This is a genomic window from Enterococcus sp. DIV1304_2 (assembly GCF_050555445.1).
In the GTDB taxonomy this organism is placed as follows: Bacteria; Bacillota; Bacilli; order Lactobacillales; family Enterococcaceae; genus Enterococcus_B; species Enterococcus_B pernyi.
Genome location: NZ_CP187851.1, coordinates 753,910 through 775,853, shown reverse-complemented (window position 1 = coordinate 775,853; position 21,944 = coordinate 753,910). Strand labels below are relative to the sequence as shown.

Annotated in this window: 20 protein-coding genes; 8 read left to right on the top strand and 12 right to left on the bottom strand. The window is 39.4% G+C overall.

All coding sequences use genetic code 11. The features are described 5' to 3' along the window. Nucleotides 1–8 precede the first annotated feature (8 nt). Both IGJ14_RS03660 and IGJ14_RS03655 read right to left on the bottom strand, forming a co-directional pair. Complete coding sequence (locus IGJ14_RS03660; protein WP_065096698.1) at nt 9–2,069, bottom strand: ABC transporter permease; 2,061 nt, start codon at nt 2,067–2,069, stop codon at nt 9–11. Then, nucleotides 2,059–2,826 (bottom strand): ABC transporter ATP-binding protein, encoded by a 768-nt coding sequence (locus tag IGJ14_RS03655; RefSeq protein WP_019723768.1) that lies wholly within the window; start codon nt 2,824–2,826, stop codon nt 2,059–2,061. The genes IGJ14_RS03660 and IGJ14_RS03655 overlap by 11 nt, the downstream gene beginning before the upstream one ends. Before the next feature lie 323 nt (nt 2,827–3,149). Between IGJ14_RS03655 and nrdD the strand changes: the two genes are divergently transcribed. Then, entirely contained in the window at nt 3,150–5,339 is a 2,190-nt protein-coding gene (gene nrdD, locus IGJ14_RS03650; protein WP_195339136.1) for an anaerobic ribonucleoside-triphosphate reductase, read from the top strand. Between the two features lie 370 nt (nt 5,340–5,709). Then, nucleotides 5,710–6,312 carry an anaerobic ribonucleoside-triphosphate reductase activating protein gene (gene nrdG / locus IGJ14_RS03645; protein ID WP_195339137.1) on the top strand — a complete coding sequence of 201 codons (603 nt, stop codon included), beginning with the start codon at nt 5,710–5,712 and terminating at the stop codon, nt 6,310–6,312. A 102-nt stretch (nt 6,313–6,414) separates the two neighbouring features. Here nrdG and dinB read toward each other — a convergent pair whose 3' ends face one another. Next, nucleotides 6,415–7,551, bottom strand: coding sequence for a DNA polymerase IV (gene dinB, locus IGJ14_RS03640; RefSeq protein ID WP_029594210.1), 1,137 nt, complete (start codon nt 7,549–7,551; stop codon nt 6,415–6,417). Between the two features lie 244 nt (nt 7,552–7,795). Here dinB and IGJ14_RS03635 point away from each other — a divergent pair, with 244 nt between their 5' ends. Continuing rightward, complete coding sequence (locus IGJ14_RS03635; RefSeq protein ID WP_195339138.1) at nt 7,796–9,055, top strand: collagen-like protein; 1,260 nt, start codon at nt 7,796–7,798, stop codon at nt 9,053–9,055. 261 nt (nt 9,056–9,316) lie between these two features. Here the strand turns inward: IGJ14_RS03635 and rsmI are convergent, their stop codons facing one another. From rsmI to dnaX, 9 genes are all read right to left on the bottom strand, one after another. Further along, nucleotides 9,317–10,186: a 16S rRNA (cytidine(1402)-2'-O)-methyltransferase gene (gene rsmI / locus IGJ14_RS03630; RefSeq protein WP_066026214.1), complete on the bottom strand. Its 870-nt coding sequence runs from the start codon at nt 10,184–10,186 to the stop codon at nt 9,317–9,319. Between the two features lie 139 nt (nt 10,187–10,325). Then, entirely contained in the window at nt 10,326–10,673 is a 348-nt protein-coding gene (locus tag IGJ14_RS03625; RefSeq protein ID WP_010736045.1) for a DNA replication initiation control protein YabA, read from the bottom strand. Next, nucleotides 10,666–11,490 carry a PSP1 domain-containing protein gene (locus IGJ14_RS03620; RefSeq protein ID WP_065096085.1) on the bottom strand — a complete coding sequence of 275 codons (825 nt, stop codon included), beginning with the start codon at nt 11,488–11,490 and terminating at the stop codon, nt 10,666–10,668. Before IGJ14_RS03620 ends, IGJ14_RS03625 begins: the two co-directional genes overlap by 8 nt. A 39-nt stretch (nt 11,491–11,529) precedes the next feature. Next, the gene (gene holB, locus IGJ14_RS03615) at nt 11,530–12,468 is read right to left on the bottom strand and encodes a DNA polymerase III subunit delta' (protein ID WP_066026213.1); all 939 of its coding nucleotides are present in this window, start codon (nt 12,466–12,468) and stop codon (nt 11,530–11,532) included. Between the two features lie 8 nt (nt 12,469–12,476). Continuing rightward, nucleotides 12,477–12,806, bottom strand: coding sequence for a cyclic-di-AMP receptor (locus tag IGJ14_RS03610; protein ID WP_010736048.1), 330 nt, complete (start codon nt 12,804–12,806; stop codon nt 12,477–12,479). After that, entirely contained in the window at nt 12,803–13,465 is a 663-nt protein-coding gene (gene tmk / locus IGJ14_RS03605; RefSeq protein WP_029594255.1) for a dTMP kinase, read from the bottom strand. Before tmk ends, IGJ14_RS03610 begins: the two co-directional genes overlap by 4 nt. Nucleotides 13,466–13,554: 89 nt before the next feature. Further along, a complete protein-coding gene (recR, locus tag IGJ14_RS03600; RefSeq protein ID WP_019722633.1) occupies nt 13,555–14,151 on the bottom strand; it encodes a recombination mediator RecR in 597 nt (198 codons plus the stop codon). 23 nt (nt 14,152–14,174) lie between these two features. Continuing rightward, on the bottom strand, nt 14,175–14,486 hold the full coding sequence (locus tag IGJ14_RS03595) for a YbaB/EbfC family nucleoid-associated protein (RefSeq protein ID WP_010736051.1): 312 nt from the start codon (nt 14,484–14,486) through the stop codon (nt 14,175–14,177). 18 nt (nt 14,487–14,504) lie between these two features. Further along, a complete protein-coding gene (gene dnaX / locus IGJ14_RS03590; RefSeq protein WP_066026212.1) occupies nt 14,505–16,241 on the bottom strand; it encodes a DNA polymerase III subunit gamma/tau in 1,737 nt (578 codons plus the stop codon). Nucleotides 16,242–16,706: 465 nt separating this feature from the next. Here dnaX and IGJ14_RS03585 point away from each other — a divergent pair, with 465 nt between their 5' ends. From IGJ14_RS03585 to IGJ14_RS03565, 5 genes are all read left to right on the top strand, one after another. After that, nucleotides 16,707–17,954, top strand: coding sequence for an SPFH domain-containing protein (locus tag IGJ14_RS03585; RefSeq protein WP_010736053.1), 1,248 nt, complete (start codon nt 16,707–16,709; stop codon nt 17,952–17,954). 17 nt (nt 17,955–17,971) lie between these two features. Continuing rightward, nucleotides 17,972–19,165 (top strand): ATP-binding protein, encoded by a 1,194-nt coding sequence (locus tag IGJ14_RS03580; protein WP_104775783.1) that lies wholly within the window; start codon nt 17,972–17,974, stop codon nt 19,163–19,165. Next, complete coding sequence (locus IGJ14_RS03575; RefSeq protein ID WP_104775782.1) at nt 19,162–19,965, top strand: TPM domain-containing protein; 804 nt, start codon at nt 19,162–19,164, stop codon at nt 19,963–19,965. The genes IGJ14_RS03580 and IGJ14_RS03575 overlap by 4 nt, the downstream gene beginning before the upstream one ends. Nucleotides 19,966–20,190: 225 nt before the next feature. Next, nucleotides 20,191–20,496, top strand: a complete 306-nt coding sequence (locus IGJ14_RS03570; RefSeq protein ID WP_010736056.1) for a hypothetical protein — start codon at nt 20,191–20,193, stop codon at nt 20,494–20,496. 28 nt (nt 20,497–20,524) lie between these two features. Continuing rightward, on the top strand, nt 20,525–21,847 hold the full coding sequence (locus IGJ14_RS03565) for a PTS sugar transporter subunit IIC (protein WP_104775781.1): 1,323 nt from the start codon (nt 20,525–20,527) through the stop codon (nt 21,845–21,847). The last annotated feature ends 97 nt before the right edge of the window (nt 21,848–21,944 follow it).

The window sequence follows — 21,944 nt, the reverse complement described above, 5'->3', positions numbered from 1 at the left end:
TATTTTTCTTATTCCTCAATGATCCGACAATATAAACGACTAGTCATAAAGTAAAAGAGTAGGTAAATGACGATCAATAAGCCACAGACAAAGTATGCCAACCAATAGTCTGCCCCTTCTACATATTGAGAAAACACATTGATGGCAAATACTGCATGAGTGATGCCCAAAATCATCGGTGGAAAAAACATCAACGCATTTTGTTTATAGATCATCCGATTTGTTTTGCGTTGAGCAATCCCTAATTTTGTCAGCAATTGATAATTGGTTCGTTCAATTTCAGCTTCGGATAATTGTCGCACCATCAAGATACTACCGGTTGCGATGATCACGATCATTCCAACAAAAAGGGCAACAAAGATATTAATCCCAATTTGGCGGTCGATGGCACGCAACCTAGGATAGCGCGCATTATAATTCAAACGTGATGTTTGTCCTGTCAATTTATTTTCTGAATATTCGTTTTCCTCTTCTTTAGAAGCATCTGTATGGATCGTCCCAACTATTCCTTGGTCAGTAATCTCATAACTATAATAAATCGTGTGTGTCCAATTAGTAGCTATTTCTTTATTTAATCGTTCGGTCATTTTTTCTTGATTACCGCCAGTCACATTCCAATTGATGATCTGATATTCTAATCCAGTGACACGGTCAAAGACTTCTTGAGCAACGACCAATGTCGGTCCATAATAGGTCATGCCCTCATCTCCTAAAAATCCAGGAAGAACCTGTTGGATCAAAAGTTCTTGTTTATCCGGCAGATAGATCTTTTTCCCATAACTGGAAAAATTACGAAACATCGTTTCTACTGAATCTAACATAATTGCATGGTCTTTCTCTGTAAGTTTGATGTTTGGCAGACTAGGTTTGATTTTGCGAAAGGCGCGGTATTCTTTTTCTGAAATCAAATTGACTGGCTTGATTTCATTGCCACCAGATACCGAACCGATACTCAGGTTATAATAGCTCCCTACTACTTTGTAATGAAAGACTAATTCGTCGCTGATTTTCTGATTCTCTTCTGTTAAGATTGGTCGCAGTTTATCTGCCGTTTGAGTATCTAATTGATAAGAAACAGGCGCATCAATTTCCTCACGATGAGCAATGAGCGTCGAGATTCCAATCATTCCGCCGATCATTGCCAAAGATAGGCCAATAACTAATGTGATCAACGAATTCATTCGCCAGCCTTTTAACAGATGGATTTGTGTATTCCCAATCAACAAAAAATTGGTTCCCCGGTACTTAAATCTCGATTCACTCAACAAATGGAGCAGTAATCGAAAAGAATAACGAAAGAACAGGTAGGTCCCTAATATGCAGACAAACAATATTGAAAAGGGAAAAGCAATCATCAATCCTAGATTGACTTTTTTTTCAAATAGCTGGCTAATTGTTTCTCTGAAGTTCAATGCAGCGAAATAGCTGCTAGAAATCATCAATACTCCAATCACGCCCAATAAACGATGCCTTGTGCGAATACGCAACATTGAACTTTCCACTTGTTCTCTTTCCCCAAAACTACGATTCATGGGATAACTCCAAATCTTCCATAGTGAATAAAGAGAAACTGCCGAAAGAATAACAAAAAATACCACAACGGTTTCAAAAATGGACGGGATAGAAATAAAAAAACGACTAGTAATGTCCATCTTCATCATTCGTACTAAAATCATTTGAAACAATTTTGAGAAAATACTTCCCAATAAAATCCCTAACATACAAGCAAAAAAACCAATGGTCATCGTTTCCAACACATAGATTGATGAAATCTGGAATTTGCTGATTCCGAATAATTGATAGATCCCAATCTCTTTTTGTCTCCGATTGAGAAAAAAGCGATTAGCACTGAGTACGAAAAAGAGTAAGACAACAGTAATGATCCAACTACCAAGCTTTAAAATATTATCTATCGAAACATCTTGACTTGCCCTTCGAATCAGTGATTGGTCATAGGTCATCGCGCTAAATGAGTAATAGATCATCGTCGATAAGGTCAAACTGAAGAAATAGACAAGGTAGCCCCTTGATTGTTTTAAAAAACTTTTTGCGGCTAATTTATAAAGCATTGATTTTACCGCCTCCTCCAATCGTCGCCTGCATATCGATGACTTTTTCAAAGAATTCTTTTCTCGTCCCACGGCGGATCACTTCTGAAAAAATCACCCCATCTTTGATAAATAAAATACGGTTGCAATAACTAGCTGTATAAGGATCATGTGTCACTAATAAGATCGTTGATTTTTCAACTTCGTTCACTGTTTTTAAATAATTCAACAATTCTGTTGCTGATTTTGAATCCAATGATCCGGTTGGTTCGTCTGCGAAAATCACCTCTGGTTCTACTACTAAAGCTCTAGCTGCCGCAATGCGTTGTCTTTGTCCAACTGACATTTCATCAGGATAACGTTTTAGTAATTCTTCGATCCCCAAAAGCTGGGCAACATGTAAAACTCTTCGGTCCATTTCATCTTTCGCCATATTTTCAACAGCCAAAGGAAGTAAAATATTATCTTTACCATTCAATGTATCAATAAGATTGAACGTTTGAAAGATAAAGCCGATTTTTTTTCGTCTGAAATCACTCAATTCATGTTTTTTCATTTTTGTGATTTCATTTCCTTGGATCATCACACTACCCATCGTCGGTAGATTGATCGTTGATAAGATATTCATCAGAGTAGTCTTTCCCGCTCCACTCGGCCCCATGATCCCAATAAACTCTCCTTCTTCAACTGAAAAAGAAACATTGTCTAATACTTTGACCGGTGATTTACTACTTCCATAACTTTTACTTAAATGTTTTACTTCGATTATTTTACTCATGCTAGTCCTCCACCTTTATCCTTAATTGAATAGTAGCACATCCTTTCCTTTTTTTCCCTTTTGATTTTGTCACCTGATCACTCACGAAAATTATCCTGGAAATTTTTTTATTCAATTTTTTTATTCAAAAAAAAATAATTCGTATTTTTCAAAAGCTGATACTGCACGTTTTCACTTTTTTTCACAAGATAATATACACCATATATAGTATACTCATTCAATTATACAGCGACAAAACACTATATGTAGCAGATAATTAGTTGCTCCTTTCTTCAATTTGTTTTATGATAGACAAGAACTATTTTTTGTAGGAGCTGAAGAAAATGAAACGAACAGATCAAGAAATGGCTGTGCTAGAAAAACAGCCTGAAACCAAAAAAATGACTGTCATCAAACGCGATGGACGCGAGGTGCCATTTGATGAACAGAAAATAAATGCCGCACTGATCAAAGCAGAAAAGAAAATTCACGGTTCCTTATCTCCTATTACGTACGAAAAGATCCAATCAATCGCAGAACTTGTGATCAAAGAAGTCAAAGATCGCTTCGCAAATAACGTAAAAATCTATGAGATCCAAAACATCGTTGAACATATTTTGTTAGAAAAAAACGAATATGCCTTAGCAGAAGAATATATCCATTATCGAACAAAACGTGATTTTGCTCGTAGTAAAGCAACTGACATCAACTTTTCGATCGAGAAACTGATCAATAAAGACCAAAGTGTTGTCAATGAAAATGCGAACAAAGATAGTAATGTATTCAATACGCAGCGTGACTTGACTGCTGGCATCGTTGGGAAATCGATCGGATTGAAATTACTTCCACCGCATATTGCCAACGCCCATCAAAAAGGCGATATCCATTATCATGATCTCGATTACCATCCGTATACACCAATGACAAATTGCTGTTTGATCGACTTCAAAGGTATGTTGAACAACGGGTTTAAAATTGGAAATGCAGAAGTCGAATCACCAAAATCGATCCAAACAGCAACGGCACAGATCTCACAGATCATTGCCAATGTTGCATCTAGCCAATATGGCGGATGTTCTGCCGATCGCACAGATGAATTGCTTGCTCCTTTTGCACAATTAAATTACAAAAAACATTTAATTGATGCCAAAGAATGGATCGACACACCCGAACGGCAAGAAGCCTATGCAAAAGCAAAAACCAAAAAAGATATTTTTGATGCCATGCAAAGTTTGGAATATGAGATCAATACACTTTTCACTTCCAACGGACAAACGCCTTTTACTTCACTCGGCTTCGGTCTAGGTAAAAATTGGTTTGAACGAGAAATCCAAAAAGCGATTTTACAAATCCGAATCAATGGATTAGGCAGTGAGAAACGGACAGCGATCTTCCCCAAATTGATATTTACACTAAAAGACGGAATCAATCTGAAACCAACTGATCCAAACTATGATATCAAACAATTAGCCTTAGAATGTGCCACAAAAAGAATGTACCCAGATATTCTAAATTATGACAAGATCGTTGAATTGACAGGAAGCTTCAAAGTACCAATGGGCTGTCGCTCCTTCTTACAAGGTTGGAAAGACGAGAACGGTGAAGAAGTGAATGTCGGAAGAATGAATCTAGGTGTGGTTACGTTGAACTTGCCGCGGATCGCCTTAGAAGCAGACGGTGACCAAGAAAAATTCTGGCAATTACTTTCAGATCGCTTGTCGATTATGAAAGATGCCTTAGTTTATCGTGTCGAACGTTGTAAAGAAGCGATTCCAGCAAATGCACCGATCCTTTACATGTATGGTGCATTCGGTAAACGACTATCTCGTACAGACGCCGTAGATGAATTATTTAAAAATCGTCGAGCAACTGTTTCATTAGGCTACATCGGACTTTATGAAGTCGCTGCTTCTTTCTTTGGCGGTGAATGGGAAAATAATGCTGAAGCCAAAGATTTCACTCTAGATATCGTGAAAAAACTAAAAGCCAATGCCGACGCTTGGGGAAATGAATATGGCTATCACTTCAGCGTATACTCCACACCAAGTGAAAGCTTGACGGATCGTTTTTGCCGTTTAGATACAGAGAAATTCGGTATCGTTGAAAATATCACAGATAAGGAATATTACACTAACAGTTTCCACTATGATGTGCGTAAAAATCCAACGCCATTTGAAAAGCTTGAATTTGAAAAAGACTATCCAAAATACTGTTCTGGTGGCTTTATCCATTACTGTGAATATCCAGTCTTGCAACAAAACCCTAAAGCATTAGAAGCTGTTTGGGACTTTGCCTATGACAAAGTAGGCTATTTAGGAACCAATACACCGATCGATCATTGTTACCAATGTGGTTTTGAAGGAGATTTCCAACCAACTGAACGTGGCTTTGAATGCCCAGAATGCGGCAATCACGATCCAAAATCATGTGACGTAGTCAAACGAACATGCGGCTACCTAGGAAACCCACAAGCCCGCCCAATGGTCCACGGCAGACACAAAGAAATCTCATCACGCGTGAAACATATGAAGTAAGGTTGTGAGAAAGCCGTTCAGCTCCAAGTAATAAGGCAGAAGATGGAAAAATAGTTTTCTATATTTTTTCATCTTTTGACTTATTATCGTAGGAGTTGGCTTTCGAACACCGTGGATAAGGTTGTGAAAGAAGCGTTTAGCACTGAGTAATAAGACAGAAAAATCAAAAATGGTTCTTTCATTTTAGATTTTTTTGACTTATTACCGAAGTGTTGCTTCTTGAACACCGTAGATAAGGTTGTGAGAAAAGCGCCCAGCTCCAAGTCATACGAGAGATAGCATCCCTTCCTCTGGCTATTTTCTTATGTCTCCTACGACCGTCAAGAATTTTTTATAACGGATACCATTTTATAATGAAAGAAGTTTTACTATGAGAAATCCTAAACCTAAAGAATGGCTGGCTCAAGATTATAGTCATGACTATATCGCCGATTATAAACCGTTCAACTTTGTGGATGGCGAAGGTGTTCGTAATAGCTTATATGTAAGTGGCTGTTTATTTGCCTGTGAAGGTTGTTTTAACAAAGCCGCTCAGAATTTTCGTTACGGCAAACCATTCACTCCAGAACTGGAAGAACAGATCATGGCTGATCTACGTAACGATTACGTCCAAGGATTGACACTCTTAGGCGGTGAACCTTTTTTGAATACGAATGTTTGCCTACGTGTAGTTGATCGAATCCGGCAAGAATTTGGTCACAGCAAAGATATCTGGTCATGGACTGGTTATACCTTCGATGAATTATTACAAGATTCGGAAGATAAACTAGAACTGCTCTCGAAAATCGATATTCTCGTTGATGGCCGTTTTGAATGGTCAAAAAGAGATTTCAAATTACAATTTCGTGGAAGCAGCAATCAGCGCATCGTTGACGTGCAACGATCGCTTGCTGAAAAACAAGTCGTCATCTGGGAAAAATGTACAGATGCTACGCAAACATATGAACAAATAAAAAAACAAGAACTGATTTAACTATACTCAGTTTTGATTGAACAAAATAAAGAATGCTCCATCTAAAAGACCAAGACAGAAGTGAATTCCGCTTTTGTCTCAAAGTCTAAGATGGCGCATTCTTTATTCTATTTCTGGTTCTATCGCTTGCGTTTCCCACAAAGGTAACACAATATTCTCATAAGTCATCGGATCTAAATTCGTCAGTGTGATACCTAATAAACGAATCCCCTTCTCTATCCCTAAAATCTCTTCCCATATCAGACTGGCTTGATAAAACAGCGCTTCTTTTTTATAGACATATTCTGGTAATGTCACTCGCTTCGTTACTGTAGAATAATCGGTATAACGGACCTTCAAGACAACTGTTTTTCCATGTTTCTGAACACGCCGGAGAGAATCTTCCACTTTCTCAGCCAGCTGACGCAACTGACCAAGAACTTCTTCTTCTGTTCTTAGTGGTTGTCCATACGTATGCTCTTTCCCGACTGACTTACGCTCGCGGGTGACATTGACCGGCGAATCATGGATACCTCGTACTTTTCGATACAACGAATACCCCATTTTACCAAACTGTTGGATCAACATCATTTCAGTACATTGATACAGATCTTCTCCTGTAAAAATACCTAATTCATGCATTTTAGGAACAGTTTTCTTGCCGACACCATGAAATTTTTCGATTGGTAATGCTTTTAAGAAATCGACAGCTTCTTCGGGGGTGACGACCGTCATTCCTTTAGGTTTTTGAAAATCTGATGCAAGTTTCGCTAAAAATTTATTATAGCTGACACCAGCCGAACAAGTCAGATGCACCGTTTGCCAAATATCAAGTTGGATCATTCGGGCGATTTTAATCGCTGATTTACAATTGATTTTATTATTCGTGACATCTAAATAAGCTTCATCAATACTAACTGGTTCGACTAAGTCTGTATAGCGATAAAAAATCTCCCTGACTTCTTTTGATATCGCACTATATTTTTGGTGGTCTCCCGGTTTGAAAATCGCTTCTGGACAAAGTTCATAGGCTTTTTGGGCACTCATTGCTGAATGGATGCCGAACTTACGTGCTTCATAGTTAGCCGTCGTCACTACCCCACGCCCGCCAGTATCACTGGGATGTCTGGCGATCACTAAGGGTTTTCCACGAAGTTCAGGGTGATCTCGTTCTTCAACGGACGCGAAAAAAGCATCCATATCGATATGAATGATTTTTCTAGACGTATCATTATGTAAAGGAAACTGTAATTCCATCAGACTCACCCTACTATTATTATACACGAACTTTTGTTCCCTTTCAAGAAAAGATCTTTCCTTAAATCCTGTGAATACGCGCTGTCTTTTCTTTGGCACACGTCCCTATTTGTGCAAGTCTACTTATTCGTTTGGACACGCTCAATATTAAATAACAATTCTTATGATTTTAAAACATCATTATATTATGCTATTATCTGTTTGTAAAAGACTGGCCAGTCTTAATTAAAATTAAAGGAGAGTAACCATGTTAAATAACTTAAAAAATAACGTTAGCCCCGTTTTAGAAAAAGAGTTTAAAAAAATCAATCAGTTCAGAACTAAATTCTTAAAAAAAAATTTGACAAAAACTACTCCCGATAATACTCTACCATCCAATCATATTGTGAGTACTTCTGATATTTTTACTTTAACTCCTGATAGTGCAAAAAAAATTGGTATAGCGTATCAGCAAATCAAATGTCCTGATGTTCAGACTCTCAAACTATTGACTGGAACGCCCGATTTTCTATTTGAAAATGAGTTAACAACCAAAGATGAACGCTTCAAAGTACTACCAGATATCAATTTAAAAGAAAACCGTACAAGTCAAAATCTATGTACTGTTCTAAAAGCTTATGTATATGGTAATTCTAATGATGCTCAGGTGTACGAGGAAATGTTGAATCGCTTTATCTTCCCTATGACTCTCCAGCATTATGGCAGCAAGGAGCAAAATCTCACAATCAAAGAAAACACTAGTTTTGTGATTGATTCTGGCGATACTGTCTCCCTTTCTTTTAAGTCGGTGACATTAGAAAAGAACGCTAGTCTCGTTTGTGCACACACACATGTCCACTTTCAAACTGAACAGATGACTCAATTGGAGCATACTTCCTTGAATAATGGAATTGTCGTCATTGGGACACATGGAGGAAATGGCGGAAATGGAGGGAATGGCGCAGCTGGAGCAAACGGAGGAAACGGTGGTTCCGATATTAATAAAAAATTGGGTGGAAATGGGACTGAGGGTGCAGATGGCTCTCCCGGAACAGAGGGTGGCAACTCATCTGAATGTACGTTTTATATCAAAAAACTTACAGGAGATACTCCTTTTGGCAGCTATGGTGGGAATGGCGGAAATGGCGGAAATGGTGGAAATGGTGGCAGTGGCGGAGACGGCGGAGACGGCGAAGACTCAAAGAGCTGCACGGATGGGGGAAACGGTGGAAACGGAGCAAAAGGTGGAAATGGCGGAAATGGTGGAAAAAGTGGAAACGGAGCAAATATAGTTATCTATATAGATGAAGGAGTGGAATATATTCTTACAGGTATACATGACGTTTCCCCAGGAAGTGGTGGACAAGGTGGAAATGGCGGGGCTGCTGGAAAAGGCGGGTCTAAGAAAAGTGATGGCAAGCCGGGCTCACCGGGAACAAGTGGTAGTGCTGGAAAAAGTGGTAGCGCTGGGCAAGCCGGGCAAAGCGGGAATATCTCTATTTTACCTTATCGTGATCCTGTAGATTAATCCGTTTAACCATTCTTATATCACTTAGATGCAATCAAACGAACAAGCTGTCGAAATAATTTCTGCATCAAAAAAGAGTGGATTCATCGCAGTAAACTAAATAGCTGTATTGTTCCCTTCTACTCTTTTCAAAATACGAAAACTAAAATTTAAGAAATGATTCATCAATAATAAGCGGAGAGACGAAAATCTAAACCTGATTTCCGTCTCTCCGCTTCATTTATCTAGAATAGTTGATGTAGCTTGTTCTTCTTATTTCATTTAATTATCCAATTCATGGAACTGACGATACACGTCTTGTTTCTTGATTCCGTTTTTGACTGCAATCGTTTTGATTGCCGCATTCGGTTTTTCTCCTTGATCGATCAATTGTTGTACTTGTTCTTTCAAGGTACCTTGAAGCTGTTCAGTTGGAACGATTTCCTCGTTGCTTCCCTCAACAAGTAAACAGCATTCTCCCTTGATCGGCTGTTTTTCTAAATAACCAAGTAATTCTTCGATGTCTCCGCGTAGGTATTCTTCATGGATCTTCGTCAATTCTCGACAAAGCACCACTTGACGATTGCCGAACACTTCCAACATGTTAGTCAACGTTGCGGCTACGCGATAAGGTGATTCGTAAAAAATCAATGTTGCTTTCTGTGCGACAAGAGAGGCTAATATGTCTTGTTGTTCCTTTTTCTTTCTAGGTAAGAAACCATAGAATAAAAATGGTTGCGGAACGAGCCCAGAGGCAATCAATGCGGTCATACCCGCTGTAGGACCTGGCAATGCTACAACTGGGATATCTTCTTTGATACAAGCAACGACAAGCTCATGTCCAGGATCACTGATAGATGGCATGCCCGCATCGCTTACTTGTGCTATCGTTTTTCCTTCTTTTAGCCAGTCGATCAATTGAGGAATACGTTCTTTATAATTATGTTCGTGCAAACTTTTTTGGGGAGTTTGGATCTCGAAATGATTCAATAGCTTTTGTGTATTACGGGTATCCTCACTCGCGATCAAATCCGCTTCTTGTAATGTCCGCACACTGCGAACAGTCATATCCTCCAAGTTTCCGATCGGTGTTGGAACGAGGTAAAGTGTACCAAACACGTGATTTCCTTTAAAGCTCTTTTGGTTATACATATGATTCTCCTTATCAAACAGAGTAAAGGAAGCTACTCTAATTAAAAAATTTATCCTGGTAGTTCAACGACGAATACCGCAAAACAAGAATGCTTTGCGGTATTCATTGACTGTGATAGAAGCCACTGGATCCTTTGATTTAGCGTCCACTTTCACGATAGATCACTTCTAAACAGAACGCACAAGGTTCATCATTTTCACGTCTTGAACCATACAAATCATAACAAACATGGAATCCTTCTTCATAAATCTTTTCAAGATTCATTCGGGATTTTGATAGTTCTTGTTTGGCATTTTCAGCTGGAGCTTGCGCCACTTGGTTCAATTCACGAAGATGTTCACGTAATCGTTGATTTTCCATCTCTAAGGTGGTATTTTTCTCAACGATTTCATGCAGTGCATGTTTCATCTCTACTAATTCAGTCAATGTATTTCGTAACTCTGACTCCAATTGGTTCAACCCATCATATAATGATCTCTTATCCATTCATCTCACCTACTTGGATGAAATTTTTTAGTTCATCCCATTCATATTCAACAGGATTCTCCCGTCCGTTCAGTCGCACACTAACTAAGCGACTAAGCAGGTTCAATCCTACGACTTTCCCTTTACCATCAGGAGTTTCAAGTGTTTTCCCAAAGTCAGGGAGTTCTTTTTTTGCGGCTTCATATGCTTCACTTTCATACTGTAGACAGCACATCAAGCGACCGCACAAGCCAGAAATTTTAGTTGGGTTCAGTGATAATCCTTGTTCTTTTGCCATTTTGATCGAAACAGGGACAAAATCTCCTAAGAAAGAAGAACAACAGAGTGGTCGCCCACAAGGCCCGATACTTCCGATCATCTTCGCCTCATCCCGAACACCGATTTGTTTCAATTCAATCCTTGTACGAAAAACGGCCGCCAAATCTTTCACTAATTCACGAAAATCAATACGTCCATCTGCCGCAAAATAAAAAGTCAATTTGCTTCGATCAAAAGTATATTCAACTTGGACGATCTTCATTTCTAGTTTTCTCTCTCTAATTTTTTCTTTCGCAATCAAAAAAGCTTTTTTTGCATCTTCTTCATTTTTGTTGCATTTTTTTAGCTCAGCAGTTGTTGCTTTATGCAAAATGGGATTGATGGTTTCAGGTAAATCTTCCAGATCAATATCTCTTTTGGGAATAGCAACCGTTGCGATATGTAAAGTTTGCTGAGACTCGACTAACACTTTATCATTGTATGCATATTCTGAATCTCCGGGTGTAAAATAATAGACATGACCAGCATCTCTATAACGGACACCTACTACTTCTACCATTTGTGGCCTCCTTGATTACGCAAAATATAAATTGACAAATCAAAAAATCGTTTGTAATACAAATTGCTCAGCGACGGCTTGAAAACTCACATTGCTACGCAGTTTTTGTTCTGCTAACAAAATACGTTCAATCGTTTGATTCAGCCGTTTGACTTTACCATACTCCCCAGATGTTATCGCCTGTTTTTGAGCTTCCTGATAATAATACATTAAAATTGAAAAACCAGTAAATTGTTGATTTTTTTCTTTAAATACTTTCACCAATCGTTTTTGGACATAGATAAAGGCTTGTGTATCTCTTTTATCTAAGTAGACAAACCATTGATAAATCAAGTCCTTAGCCTCATTAAACCATTCATCTTCTGAGATTTCAACTGCTTTTCCTAAACTGTTTGTCAAGAATGACAAAAGTTTTGCTTTTTCCGCAGAAATTTGCTGATCTTGTAATTTTTGAATCAATGAATCCTTTGACAATTCTTGGAAATGCAAGGTTTGACAACGAGATTGGATCGTAGGTAAGATCCGACCAACGGCTTCCGTTTCTAAAATCGCTAGAAAATCACCAGGTGGTTCTTCTAAAAATTTCAATAGACTATTGGCCGCACTCGCGTTCATTTTTTCTGCTTCCTGGATCAAGAATACTTTTTTCCTTGATTCATATCCACTACGACTAAACTCTGTCTGTAAGCGCCGGATCTGATCGACCTTGATCGACTGACCATCGGGTGCAAGAACGAGTACATCTGGATGTTCTTGATTTTTGATCCGTTGACAATTATTGCATCTGCCACAAGGTTGTTGGTTGTTCATATTCGTACAATATAAATGTTGTGCTAACCAAATGCCTACCTCATGCTTTCCTGTACCTTTTTCACCTTCAAAAAGATAAGCATGAGCGAGACGCCCATGCTCAAAACTTCGTTGAAGTTGTTGATACACGAGAGGTTGCATTTGCGCAAGTATGTTTTCTTGAGCCATAGTTCCTCCTAGAAATGGTGGAATCCTTCAACTGGTAAGACAAAGACTGTTGCTCCGCCCACTTCTACTTCTACAGGATAAGGAACGCCACCGTCCATTGAAATATCTAACGTTACTGGAGTAGAAACAAATTGTTTTCTTGACTCACATGTTTTTTTGATGATCTCTAATGCTTCTTCGACACGATCGTCCTCAATACCAACGATAAATGTGCTGTTTCCCGCTTTAAGGAAACCACCAGTAGAAGATAATTTAGTCGCACGAATGTTTGCATCGATCAATTCATTGGACAAACGGTTGCTATCTTTATCTTGAATGATTGCTAAAATGATTTTCATTTACGTTCACCTTCCTGACTTTCAAAATATTGTGGAAATTGGTTGATAATTGCGTGGTAACTCAATTGTAACACTTCTTCAAAACTATTTCTTGCATCGATCTTATGGATACGCTCTGGATGCTCCTCTACCAATTTCAAATAGGCATGACGGACACGCTGGTGGAACTCTAATCCTTCTGAATCTAAGCGATCGATTTGATTCTGGCGATTTTTAGCGATGCGACGTAATCCTGTGTCAGAATCCACATCAAGATAAAGAGTAAAATCAGGAGTCGTTCCTTCTGTAGCAAATTCATTCAGTTCAGCAATCTCGTTTACGCCGATCCGACGACCCGCACCTTGGTAGGCCAACGAACTATCGACAAAACGATCACACAAAACGATTTTCCCACTCGAAAGTGCAGGTAAAACTTTTTCGACCAAGTGTTGTCGTCGAGCAGCTGCGTATAATAAACTTTCTGTTCTCTCGTCCATGCGATCATTTTTGGGATCAAGAATCACTGCACGAATCTGTTCAGCAATTGGTATCCCCCCTGGCTCCCGAGTTTGAATGATCTCTGTTTTTGCTACTTGTTGTAAAAGAGGATATAGTTCTTTGATGATACTCGTTTTACCTGCACCATCAGGTCCCTCGATCGTAATAAATAAGCCGTTCACACTTGTTCCTCCATCTCTTCTCTTGCTTTTCTATTGTATCTGAAAATCTTTGTTGATCAAACTACCGCGATCTGACTCGTAGCAAAAAATCATAGTTCACGTCTGCCTTCGACCGCTTTCATTAAAGTCACTTCGTCTGCGTATTCGATATCGGAACCAACAGATAAGCCATGTGCTAACCGTGTGACTTTGATACCAGCAGGCTTGATCAATCGTGAAAGGTAGATTGCTGTTGCTTCTCCTTCAGTGGTCGCATTCGTTGCGATGATCACTTCTTGGACCTCTGCATCATGCAAACGTTGTAAGAGAGGAGGAATATTGATATCTTCTGGACCCGTACCTTCCATTGGTGACAATACACCATGTAGCACATGGTACAAGCCACGATACTCACGCATCTTCTCCATCGCCATGACATCTTTTGGTTCTTCAACGACTAAAATGATGCCACGATCTCTCGATGGATCTTTACAGATCTCACAAGGATCTTCTTCTGTGATATTTCCGCAAATACTACAAAAATGTAGATCGCGTTTGACGCTCAATAAAGCTTTAGCAAATTCATTGACCACTTCATCTTTCATATCGATCGTATAAAAAGCCAGTCTTGTCGCTGTTTTTTGACCAATACCTGGAAGTCTCATATAACTGTCGATCAGTTTGGCAATTGGTTCTGGATATTGCATGTTCATTTCCCCTTCAGGAAAATTTAAAAGGGTAAGCCCTTAGTGTATTTTCCCATTGTTTTTTCTGATTCTGTATCGATTTTTTCTAATACGTCATTGACAGCCATCACGATCAAATCTTGTAGCATTTCTGTATCTTCTGGGTCAACTACTTCATCATTGATCTGGATATCTTTCATTCGACGATTACCAGTAAAGACGACTTTGACTAGATCATTCGTAGAACTACCAGTAAATTCTGTTTCATTTAGTTTTTCTTGGGCTTCGCCCATTTCTTTTTGCATTTTTTGGACTTGTTTCATCATCCCTTGCATATTTCCCATTCCGCGCATCATTATTATCGCTCTCCTTTTCTAATCATCGATTACTGTGACTGCTGAACCGAAAAGTTCTTCAGCTTTCGTCACTACATTTTCTTGGTTTGTTTGTTCTTGAGGAAGCAATTCGATCTCGTCTGATTCATCATCAGACGCAAACGATTCTTCGGCTTCTCCATCCTTTGCTTGGACGAGATAATTTTTTCTTAGACCAGGCCAACTTTCCCGTGTGATATAGACAGGCTCTGGCGCATAATCTTTGATCATGCGACTAAGTTGGTTGTGGATCGCTAATTGAAGCTCTTCGTCATTAGCTGCGCGCTGACAGACGATTTCATAATCAAAAGCAATCACTAGTCCATTAGGTCCTGCCGCAACTGGTTCACTTGCTTTGAGCATCGCTCGCTGGGTCACTGACAAACTCATCAAAAGATCATCCCAGACTTCTTTTACTTCATTCAAGTGTTTCCTTGTCGCCTCTTTTAGTACATTATACACCCGTTCCGTAGGAATACGGTATGTACTTGGCTGTTTTTTCTGAACAGGTGATTGCGTCGTTTGCTGATTCGCAGTGACTTTCACCGTGCCATTTTTGATTTCTTTGATTTCCTTTTTCAGCTCTTGGATCTCTTGTTGCAATTGTTTTACTTGTTGCTGATCGATTTCACTAGGCACTTGCTGACTTTCATTTGCTGAAGATTGAGCTAGTTTCACTGTCGCAACCTCTAAATAAATAGTCGCACTATTTGTAAAACGCACCTCATTTTGTGTATCGCTCAAAATTTGGATCATTTGAAACAAACGTTGTGCCGGGATTTCTTTCGCCAATGTCGTGAATGTTTCTGTTTTGACATGTGAGGTTTCCTCTAATAGATTTGGTGCTTGCTGAAACATCAATAGATCACGGCAATAAGACAACAGATCTTCTAAAAAGCGCCGTGATTCTTTTCCTGCCGCTAAAATTTGATTCAACTCTTGTAAGGCTTGTGGGATCTCTTTGCTAAAACAAGCGGATAGATACGCATCCATCATCTCATTCGTCAAACTCCCCGTGACTTGCATTGCATCATCCAACGTGATCGTGCCATCACTGAAAGAAATCGCTTGGTCAAGAATACTTAACGCATCTCGCATCCCACCTTCTGCTGCTCGTGCGATGACTGTCAACGCAGGCGCTTCGTAAGCAATCTCTGTTTGATCCAAGATATATTCTAAATGTTCGGTAATATCTGCTGCATTGATCCGTTTGAAATCAAAACGTTGTGTTCGAGAGATGATCGTTGCAGGGATTTTGTGCGGTTCAGTGGTTGCTAAAATAAAAATAACACTTTCTTTTGGTTCTTCCAGTGTTTTCAGTAAAGCATTGAACGCTCCAGTCGAAAGCATGTGGACTTCATCAATGATATAAATTTTGTAAGCGGCTTTTGTTGGTGCATAATTTGCTCGATCTCTGATGAAACGGATCTCCTCGACACCATTGTTACTTGCCGCATCGATTTCAATGACATCTTCTTGTGTCCCAGTCGTGATCGACTGACACATCTCACAATGATTACAAGGTTCACCATCTTTGCTGTTTGGGCAATTGATCGCCTTGGCAAATATTTTTGCCGCACTTGTTTTCCCTGTCCCTCTTGGTCCTGTAAACAAATAGGCATGTGAGGTTTTATGGGAAACAATCGCATTTTTCAATGTTTGTGTCACAGCTTTTTGTCCAACGATATCCTCAAATCGCTGTGAACGCCACACACGATAAAGTGCTTGATATGCCATAAGGATCCCCCTTCTTTTGAAAAATTCACTAACTTTTATTATACGTGATTTAGCCAAAAAAAACTACTATACTTTATTCGGTTGTAACAGAAGTGAGCAACACTTAGAAATAAGCCTTAACATTCAAAAAAGCTGCTCGTATTTTGGGATGTTTCGGCTAAATACCAATTTCGAACATCGTTTGTCTAGGTTGCGAAAGAAACCTTAAACTCTAGACTATTAGACAGAAACAGTCAAAATAGCTATTTCATCGTTGATTTTTTTGAGCTGTGTCCAAAGAGTTGCGCCTTGAACAGTATTTATCCAGATTCTGAAAAAAAGTTCAGTTCTAAAACGTATGGCTGAACGTGGAAAATAGTTGCTCTGGTTTTCTACATCTTTCGACTGAGAGCATTTTCAGTCTCCTATGGTATAATACAAACATATACGTAGTAAAAAAATACTTGCTCACAGGGAGGACTTTTTATGGGACTTATTAAAGCAGCAACTAGCATGATCGGCGGCGGATTAGCAGATCAATGGATCGAAGTCATTGAACCAGACAATATGAGCGACACCACAGTCATGACAAAAGGTGTCAAGGTACGTAAAGACGATAAAAGAGGATCCAATCGAAAAGGTACAGAAGATGTATTGACAGATGGCACAGTCGTTCATGTCTATCCGAACATGATGATGCTTTTGGTAGATGGTGGAAAAATCATCGATTACACAGCTGAAGAAGGCTATTATACGATCAAAAACGATGCTGCCCCTTCCATGTTCAATGGTTCATTGAAAGGTGCAATCGCTGAAACCTTTGACCGCTTTAAATTTGGTGGCGTAACTCCACAAAAACAACAAGTATTCTATATCAATCTACAAGAGATCAAAGGAATCAAATTTGGCACAAGCGCGCCATTAAATTACTTTGATAATTTCTATAATGCAGAATTATTCTTACGTGCACATGGAACGTACTCGATCCATATCACCGATCCAATCTTATTCTATACAAATGCAATTCCTAAAAATAAGACGCAAGTTGAAATTGCAGATATCAATGAACAATATTTAGCAGAATTCTTGACTGCTTTACAATCAGCGATCAACCAAATGTCTGCTGATGGGCAACGTATTTCCTATGTCCCATCAAAAAGTTTAGAACTAAGCAAATATATGGGCACAGCGTTAGACGATTCTTGGCGTGAGCTTCGTGGGATGGAGATTGTTTCTGTCGCAGTTGCTAGCATCTCTTACACAGATGATTCGGTCAAACTCATCAACATGCGTAATGAAGGTGCCATGTTAGGTGATCCTAGTGTCCGTGAGGGCTATGTGCAAGGTTCGATTGCTCGTGGGATGGAAGCTGCAGGTAAAAATGATGCCGGTGCGATGACTGGCTTTATGGGTATGGGAATGGGCATGAATGCCAATGGCTCCTACTTAGCTCAGTCCGCACAAAATAATCAAGAACAAATCAAGCAACAACAAGAAAAACAAAACCAACAAACAGCTCAAGGTACTAACGATACATGGACTTGCCCTGTCTGTGGTACCGAAAACACCGGGAAATTCTGTTCAAACTGTGGTGCTGCAAAACCAGTGGCAAATAGCCAACCAAAGCTTGAAATGAAATGTAGCGAATGTCATGAAGTAGTGGATCTTTCAAATGGAATTCCTAAGTTTTGTCCAAATTGTGGAAAACCATTCAAAGGTATCCCACTCGACTAGTTGAAAGGGGTGCCTGAATGGATGCTTTAACACATAAATGCCCCAATTGTGGCGGACCATTGACCTTCGATCCAAAAGATCAAAAATTTCATTGCGACTATTGCCTAAATATTTATACAGAAGCAGAAGTCAGCCAATATGAAGAGGAACAAAAAGCGGCCCGCGACATCAATGGGACTCAAGATCAACCAGTTGCAAAGGATGAGTTCACCTTTACAGCAGAAGAACAGCTCGATCAAATGGATGAAACAGAACGTCAAGCATTTGCCGATGCTGGTGGAATGACTGATACAGAGGCAACAGCTGAACAGACGGCTACTGACGAACAAAGCAACATGGAACTATTTTTATGTCCAAACTGCGGTGCAGAAATCGTCACAGAAGCCACTACAGCTGCTACCTATTGTTACTACTGTCATAATCCAGTCGTGCTATCCGGACGACTAAGTGGTGACTTCTTACCAAATAAAGTTCTGCCTTTTGCTGTAGAAAAAGAAGAAGCAATTAAACAGTTTCTCGCATGGACGAAGAAAAAATGGTTTGTACCAAAAGCATTTTTCAATCAGGAGCAAATCGACAAATTAACTGGCGTTTATTTCCCATATTGGGCAACCGACGCTGAACTAGATGGTTCTTTACAAGCCAACGGGACAGTTGTCAGAATCTGGCGTATCGGTGATATCGAGTATACCGAAACAAAACAATATGCCGTACACCGTGAAGGAAAGCTTTCCTTCAAAGAATTAGTAAAAAATGCTTTGTCAAAAAATACTCAACAAAAAATGGTGGAAGCTGTCCAACCATTTCCTTTAGCTAAAGCTATCGGATTCAAGAGTCAATATCTCGCTGGATTCCAAGCAGAGAAACGTGACATTGAGTACCAAGCAATCAAAGCAGATATCCAAAATGAGTTACGTGACTATTCCGAAAAATTGTTGCGAGATACAGCCAATGGCTATACTACTTTGACCGGAGTACGTGCTTCTGCAGAAATCACTGGCGAAAAAAATGAATATGTCTTGTTACCGGTCTGGCTTGTTACTTACCGTAGCAACGATTCTAACAAGAAAGTCTATTATTATGCAATGAATGGCCAAACGGGTAAAGTTAGCGGTGTATTACCGATCAGTCATAAAAAACTCGCTTTGACCTCTTTCGGGATATTCACTGTTTTAGCGATCCTCTTTATGATTGGAGGCTATTTGATATGATGAGTAAAAAAAGTCTCTCCATTTTCTTTTTATTAGCCATTAGTTTACTGTGGACACCGATCGTAGGAGCTGCTACCCCAACAATCAATGATGAGGCGAATTTATTTACAAGCGAACAAGTCAACACACTGAGCCAACAAGCGAAAGAAATCAATGACAAGATCAAAGGACAAGTATTTATCGTCACGACTACCTCAAATAGTGCAGAACCTAGAGACTTCGCTGACAACTATTTAAGAACCGCAATAGGAAATGATCAAAATGGTTCTGTTTTACTTTTAGATATGGGGCAACGAGAAATCTATATCTCCACTTCTGGAAATATGATTGACTATTTGACGGATCGCCGGATCGATTCGATTTTAGATGATGTCTATGATCAGATGACGAATGCAAACTATTATGCAGCAGCCCAAGCCTATTTGACCAAAGCTTCTACTTATGTAGATGAAGGAGTGCCTGGCGGTCATTATCGTATAGATGAAGCCACAGGTAAAATCACTCGGTATAAAGTTTTGACTACCGTCGAAATAGTGATTGCGGTGGCTTTGGCAGCTATCTTAAGCATCGCTTTTTATATGATCACCGCCTCACGATACCAATTGAAATCCGGGACATATAAATACCCATTTCGTGAAAAGGCAAGTATCAAATTGACGGACAAAACAGATCGTTTAACGAACTCCTTTGTCACGACTCGTCGTATCCCTAAAGCGCCACCCCCAGGAAACGGTGGTGGTGGCAGCACGACTCATTCGAGTGGTGGCGGTACCTTTGGCGGCGGCGGCCGAAGCTTTTAATTAAACGAAAACAGAACACAAACCAAAACATGGATCAGATTATGAGGGACTCCCTCTATCTGATCCATATTTTTTGATTCTTTCATCAAATACTTACAAACTTGTCCATACATCATAGGTATAGAAATAAAATTACGTTAGATAGATAAATATATTGATTTTTAATTTCATAAATGTATACTTGATTTATGAAAGCGTTTCAAATAAACAAAAGGAGGTCTCACCATGAATAACAAAGAAACCGTTCCATCAATCATTCATTTTGGGATGAAATCGGCTTGTTACTTGCTTCTTGCTTGTATCGTCAGTGGTATCTTCATTCCCTATTTATTCTATTTATTGCACTGGGAAGTTCGACTGGGTGTCTTTCTCTTTCTTCCTCCCTCTTTAGCTGCTGTCATCACTGGCAATTATTATTTTATTTCAACTAATACAGGTTTTACTAAAGGATGTATCCGAACATTTCTTATCGCTACAGTCTGTCTGATGTTCGTCGCTTATCTATGGTTGTATCAAGGCATCATCTTCTAAATTCTATCGATAAAAAAGGAGTGTCAATATGTTAACAAAGTTTACAGAAATCATTGAGTGTTATTTGGCAGGTCCAATGGCTACAATTGCCAACCAAAGACATTTACGTGCCATTCGTGATGGGATCATCGCTACATTGCCACTAATTATCGTCGGTTCGTTTTTCTTGATCATTGCTTTTCCGCCCTTACCGCCCAATTGGGGGATCTATCAGTTCTTGTCCGAAAATGCAGCAACTATTTTATTACCTTATCGCATGACCATGTATATCATGTCTCTATATGCGACATTTGGCATCGGTGCCAGTTTAGCCAAAACCTATAAACTAGATGTTGTTTCTGGTGGGTTACTCGCTACGATTGCTTTTTTGTTGACCTTTATCCCTGTCAATATTCCTCTTGAGGCTGCGGAAGCTGCTGGTACTTCTGGTTTTGTTTTGCCTATGGCCAATCTTGGCGGTGGTGGGATGTTTGTCGGAATCATTACTTCAATTTTTGCAGTCGAAGTGTATCGTTTGACGGATAAATCGAAATTTAAAATCACAATGCCTGAGCAAGTACCTCCTGCGGTCGCTCGTTCTTTCGAAGCATTAACGCCAACCTTGATCGTGATTTTAGTCATGGCATCGATCAGCTATTACATCGGCTTTGATTGGCACACTGCCGTTTCAAAAATTGTCAGCCCTTTGATCAGCGCAACCGATACGTTGCCGAGTGTCTTGTTGCTGATTTTTCTAATCACTTTTTTCTGGGCATTCGGTATCCATGGCGTATCCATCATTGGTTCACTTGCTCGCCCCTTATGGTTGCAGATCTTAGAATCCAATACAACTGCAGCAGCAGCTGGTGAGGCTTTACCCAACATTGCAGCTGAACCTTTTTATCAATGGTTTGTTTGGATCGGTGGCGCAGGTTGTACGATCGGTTTAGCGATTCTGCTTGCCTTCACAGCCAAATCAAAATATGCTTCAAAATTAGGTAAAGCAATCATCACTCCTTCTATTTTCAATATCAATGAGCCAGTTATCTTTGGCGTACCGATCGTATTGAATCCAACACTAATCATTCCGTTTATCTTTGCTCCAATGGTTTGCGCAACCATCGCTTGGTTTGCGACTAAACTAGGTTTAGTCAGTGCTGTTACCATCACCGCACCATGGACGCTCCCTGGTCCTATTGGTGCTTACTTAGCTACAGGTGGTGACTGGCGGGCAGCCGTATTGAACATTTTATTGATCATTCTTTCCATTTTCATGTATTATCCATTTGTTAAGATTTATGATAAAAATGAATTAGCAAAAGAACAGGCTTTAGAAACTGGAACACCAAGAGAGACACCACTATCTAACTAATTTGAGAAATACTTAAAGTAAGTTTGAGTCAACTTCTTTTATTTCATAAAAACAGCACCTACTTTCCTTAAAGAAAGAAGTAGGTGCTGTTTTTCAT

What these genes read in the sequence shown, in the direction of transcription:
- IGJ14_RS03635 (WP_195339138.1), top strand. Translation starts at nt 7,796, where the DNA reads ATGTTAAATAACTTAAAAAATAACGTTAGCCCCGTTTTAGAAAAAGAG.
- IGJ14_RS03660 (WP_065096698.1), bottom strand. Translation starts at nt 2,069, where the DNA reads ATGCTTTATAAATTAGCCGCAAAAAGTTTTTTAAAACAATCAAGGGGC.
- IGJ14_RS03565 (WP_104775781.1), top strand. Translation starts at nt 20,525, where the DNA reads ATGTTAACAAAGTTTACAGAAATCATTGAGTGTTATTTGGCAGGTCCA.
- IGJ14_RS03580 (WP_104775783.1), top strand. Translation starts at nt 17,972, where the DNA reads ATGGATGCTTTAACACATAAATGCCCCAATTGTGGCGGACCATTGACC.
- holB (WP_066026213.1), bottom strand. Translation starts at nt 12,468, where the DNA reads ATGGCTCAAGAAAACATACTTGCGCAAATGCAACCTCTCGTGTATCAA.
- IGJ14_RS03620 (WP_065096085.1), bottom strand. Translation starts at nt 11,490, where the DNA reads ATGGTAGAAGTAGTAGGTGTCCGTTATAGAGATGCTGGTCATGTCTAT.
- IGJ14_RS03570 (WP_010736056.1), top strand. Translation starts at nt 20,191, where the DNA reads ATGAATAACAAAGAAACCGTTCCATCAATCATTCATTTTGGGATGAAA.
- nrdG (WP_195339137.1), top strand. Translation starts at nt 5,710, where the DNA reads ATGAGAAATCCTAAACCTAAAGAATGGCTGGCTCAAGATTATAGTCAT.
- IGJ14_RS03625 (WP_010736045.1), bottom strand. Translation starts at nt 10,673, where the DNA reads ATGGATAAGAGATCATTATATGATGGGTTGAACCAATTGGAGTCAGAG.
- IGJ14_RS03585 (WP_010736053.1), top strand. Translation starts at nt 16,707, where the DNA reads ATGGGACTTATTAAAGCAGCAACTAGCATGATCGGCGGCGGATTAGCA.
- rsmI (WP_066026214.1), bottom strand. Translation starts at nt 10,186, where the DNA reads ATGTATAACCAAAAGAGCTTTAAAGGAAATCACGTGTTTGGTACACTT.
- dnaX (WP_066026212.1), bottom strand. Translation starts at nt 16,241, where the DNA reads ATGGCATATCAAGCACTTTATCGTGTGTGGCGTTCACAGCGATTTGAG.
- IGJ14_RS03610 (WP_010736048.1), bottom strand. Translation starts at nt 12,806, where the DNA reads ATGAAAATCATTTTAGCAATCATTCAAGATAAAGATAGCAACCGTTTG.
- IGJ14_RS03655 (WP_019723768.1), bottom strand. Translation starts at nt 2,826, where the DNA reads ATGAGTAAAATAATCGAAGTAAAACATTTAAGTAAAAGTTATGGAAGT.
- IGJ14_RS03575 (WP_104775782.1), top strand. Translation starts at nt 19,162, where the DNA reads ATGATGAGTAAAAAAAGTCTCTCCATTTTCTTTTTATTAGCCATTAGT.
- IGJ14_RS03595 (WP_010736051.1), bottom strand. Translation starts at nt 14,486, where the DNA reads ATGATGCGCGGAATGGGAAATATGCAAGGGATGATGAAACAAGTCCAA.
- recR (WP_019722633.1), bottom strand. Translation starts at nt 14,151, where the DNA reads ATGCAATATCCAGAACCAATTGCCAAACTGATCGACAGTTATATGAGA.
- nrdD (WP_195339136.1), top strand. Translation starts at nt 3,150, where the DNA reads ATGAAACGAACAGATCAAGAAATGGCTGTGCTAGAAAAACAGCCTGAA.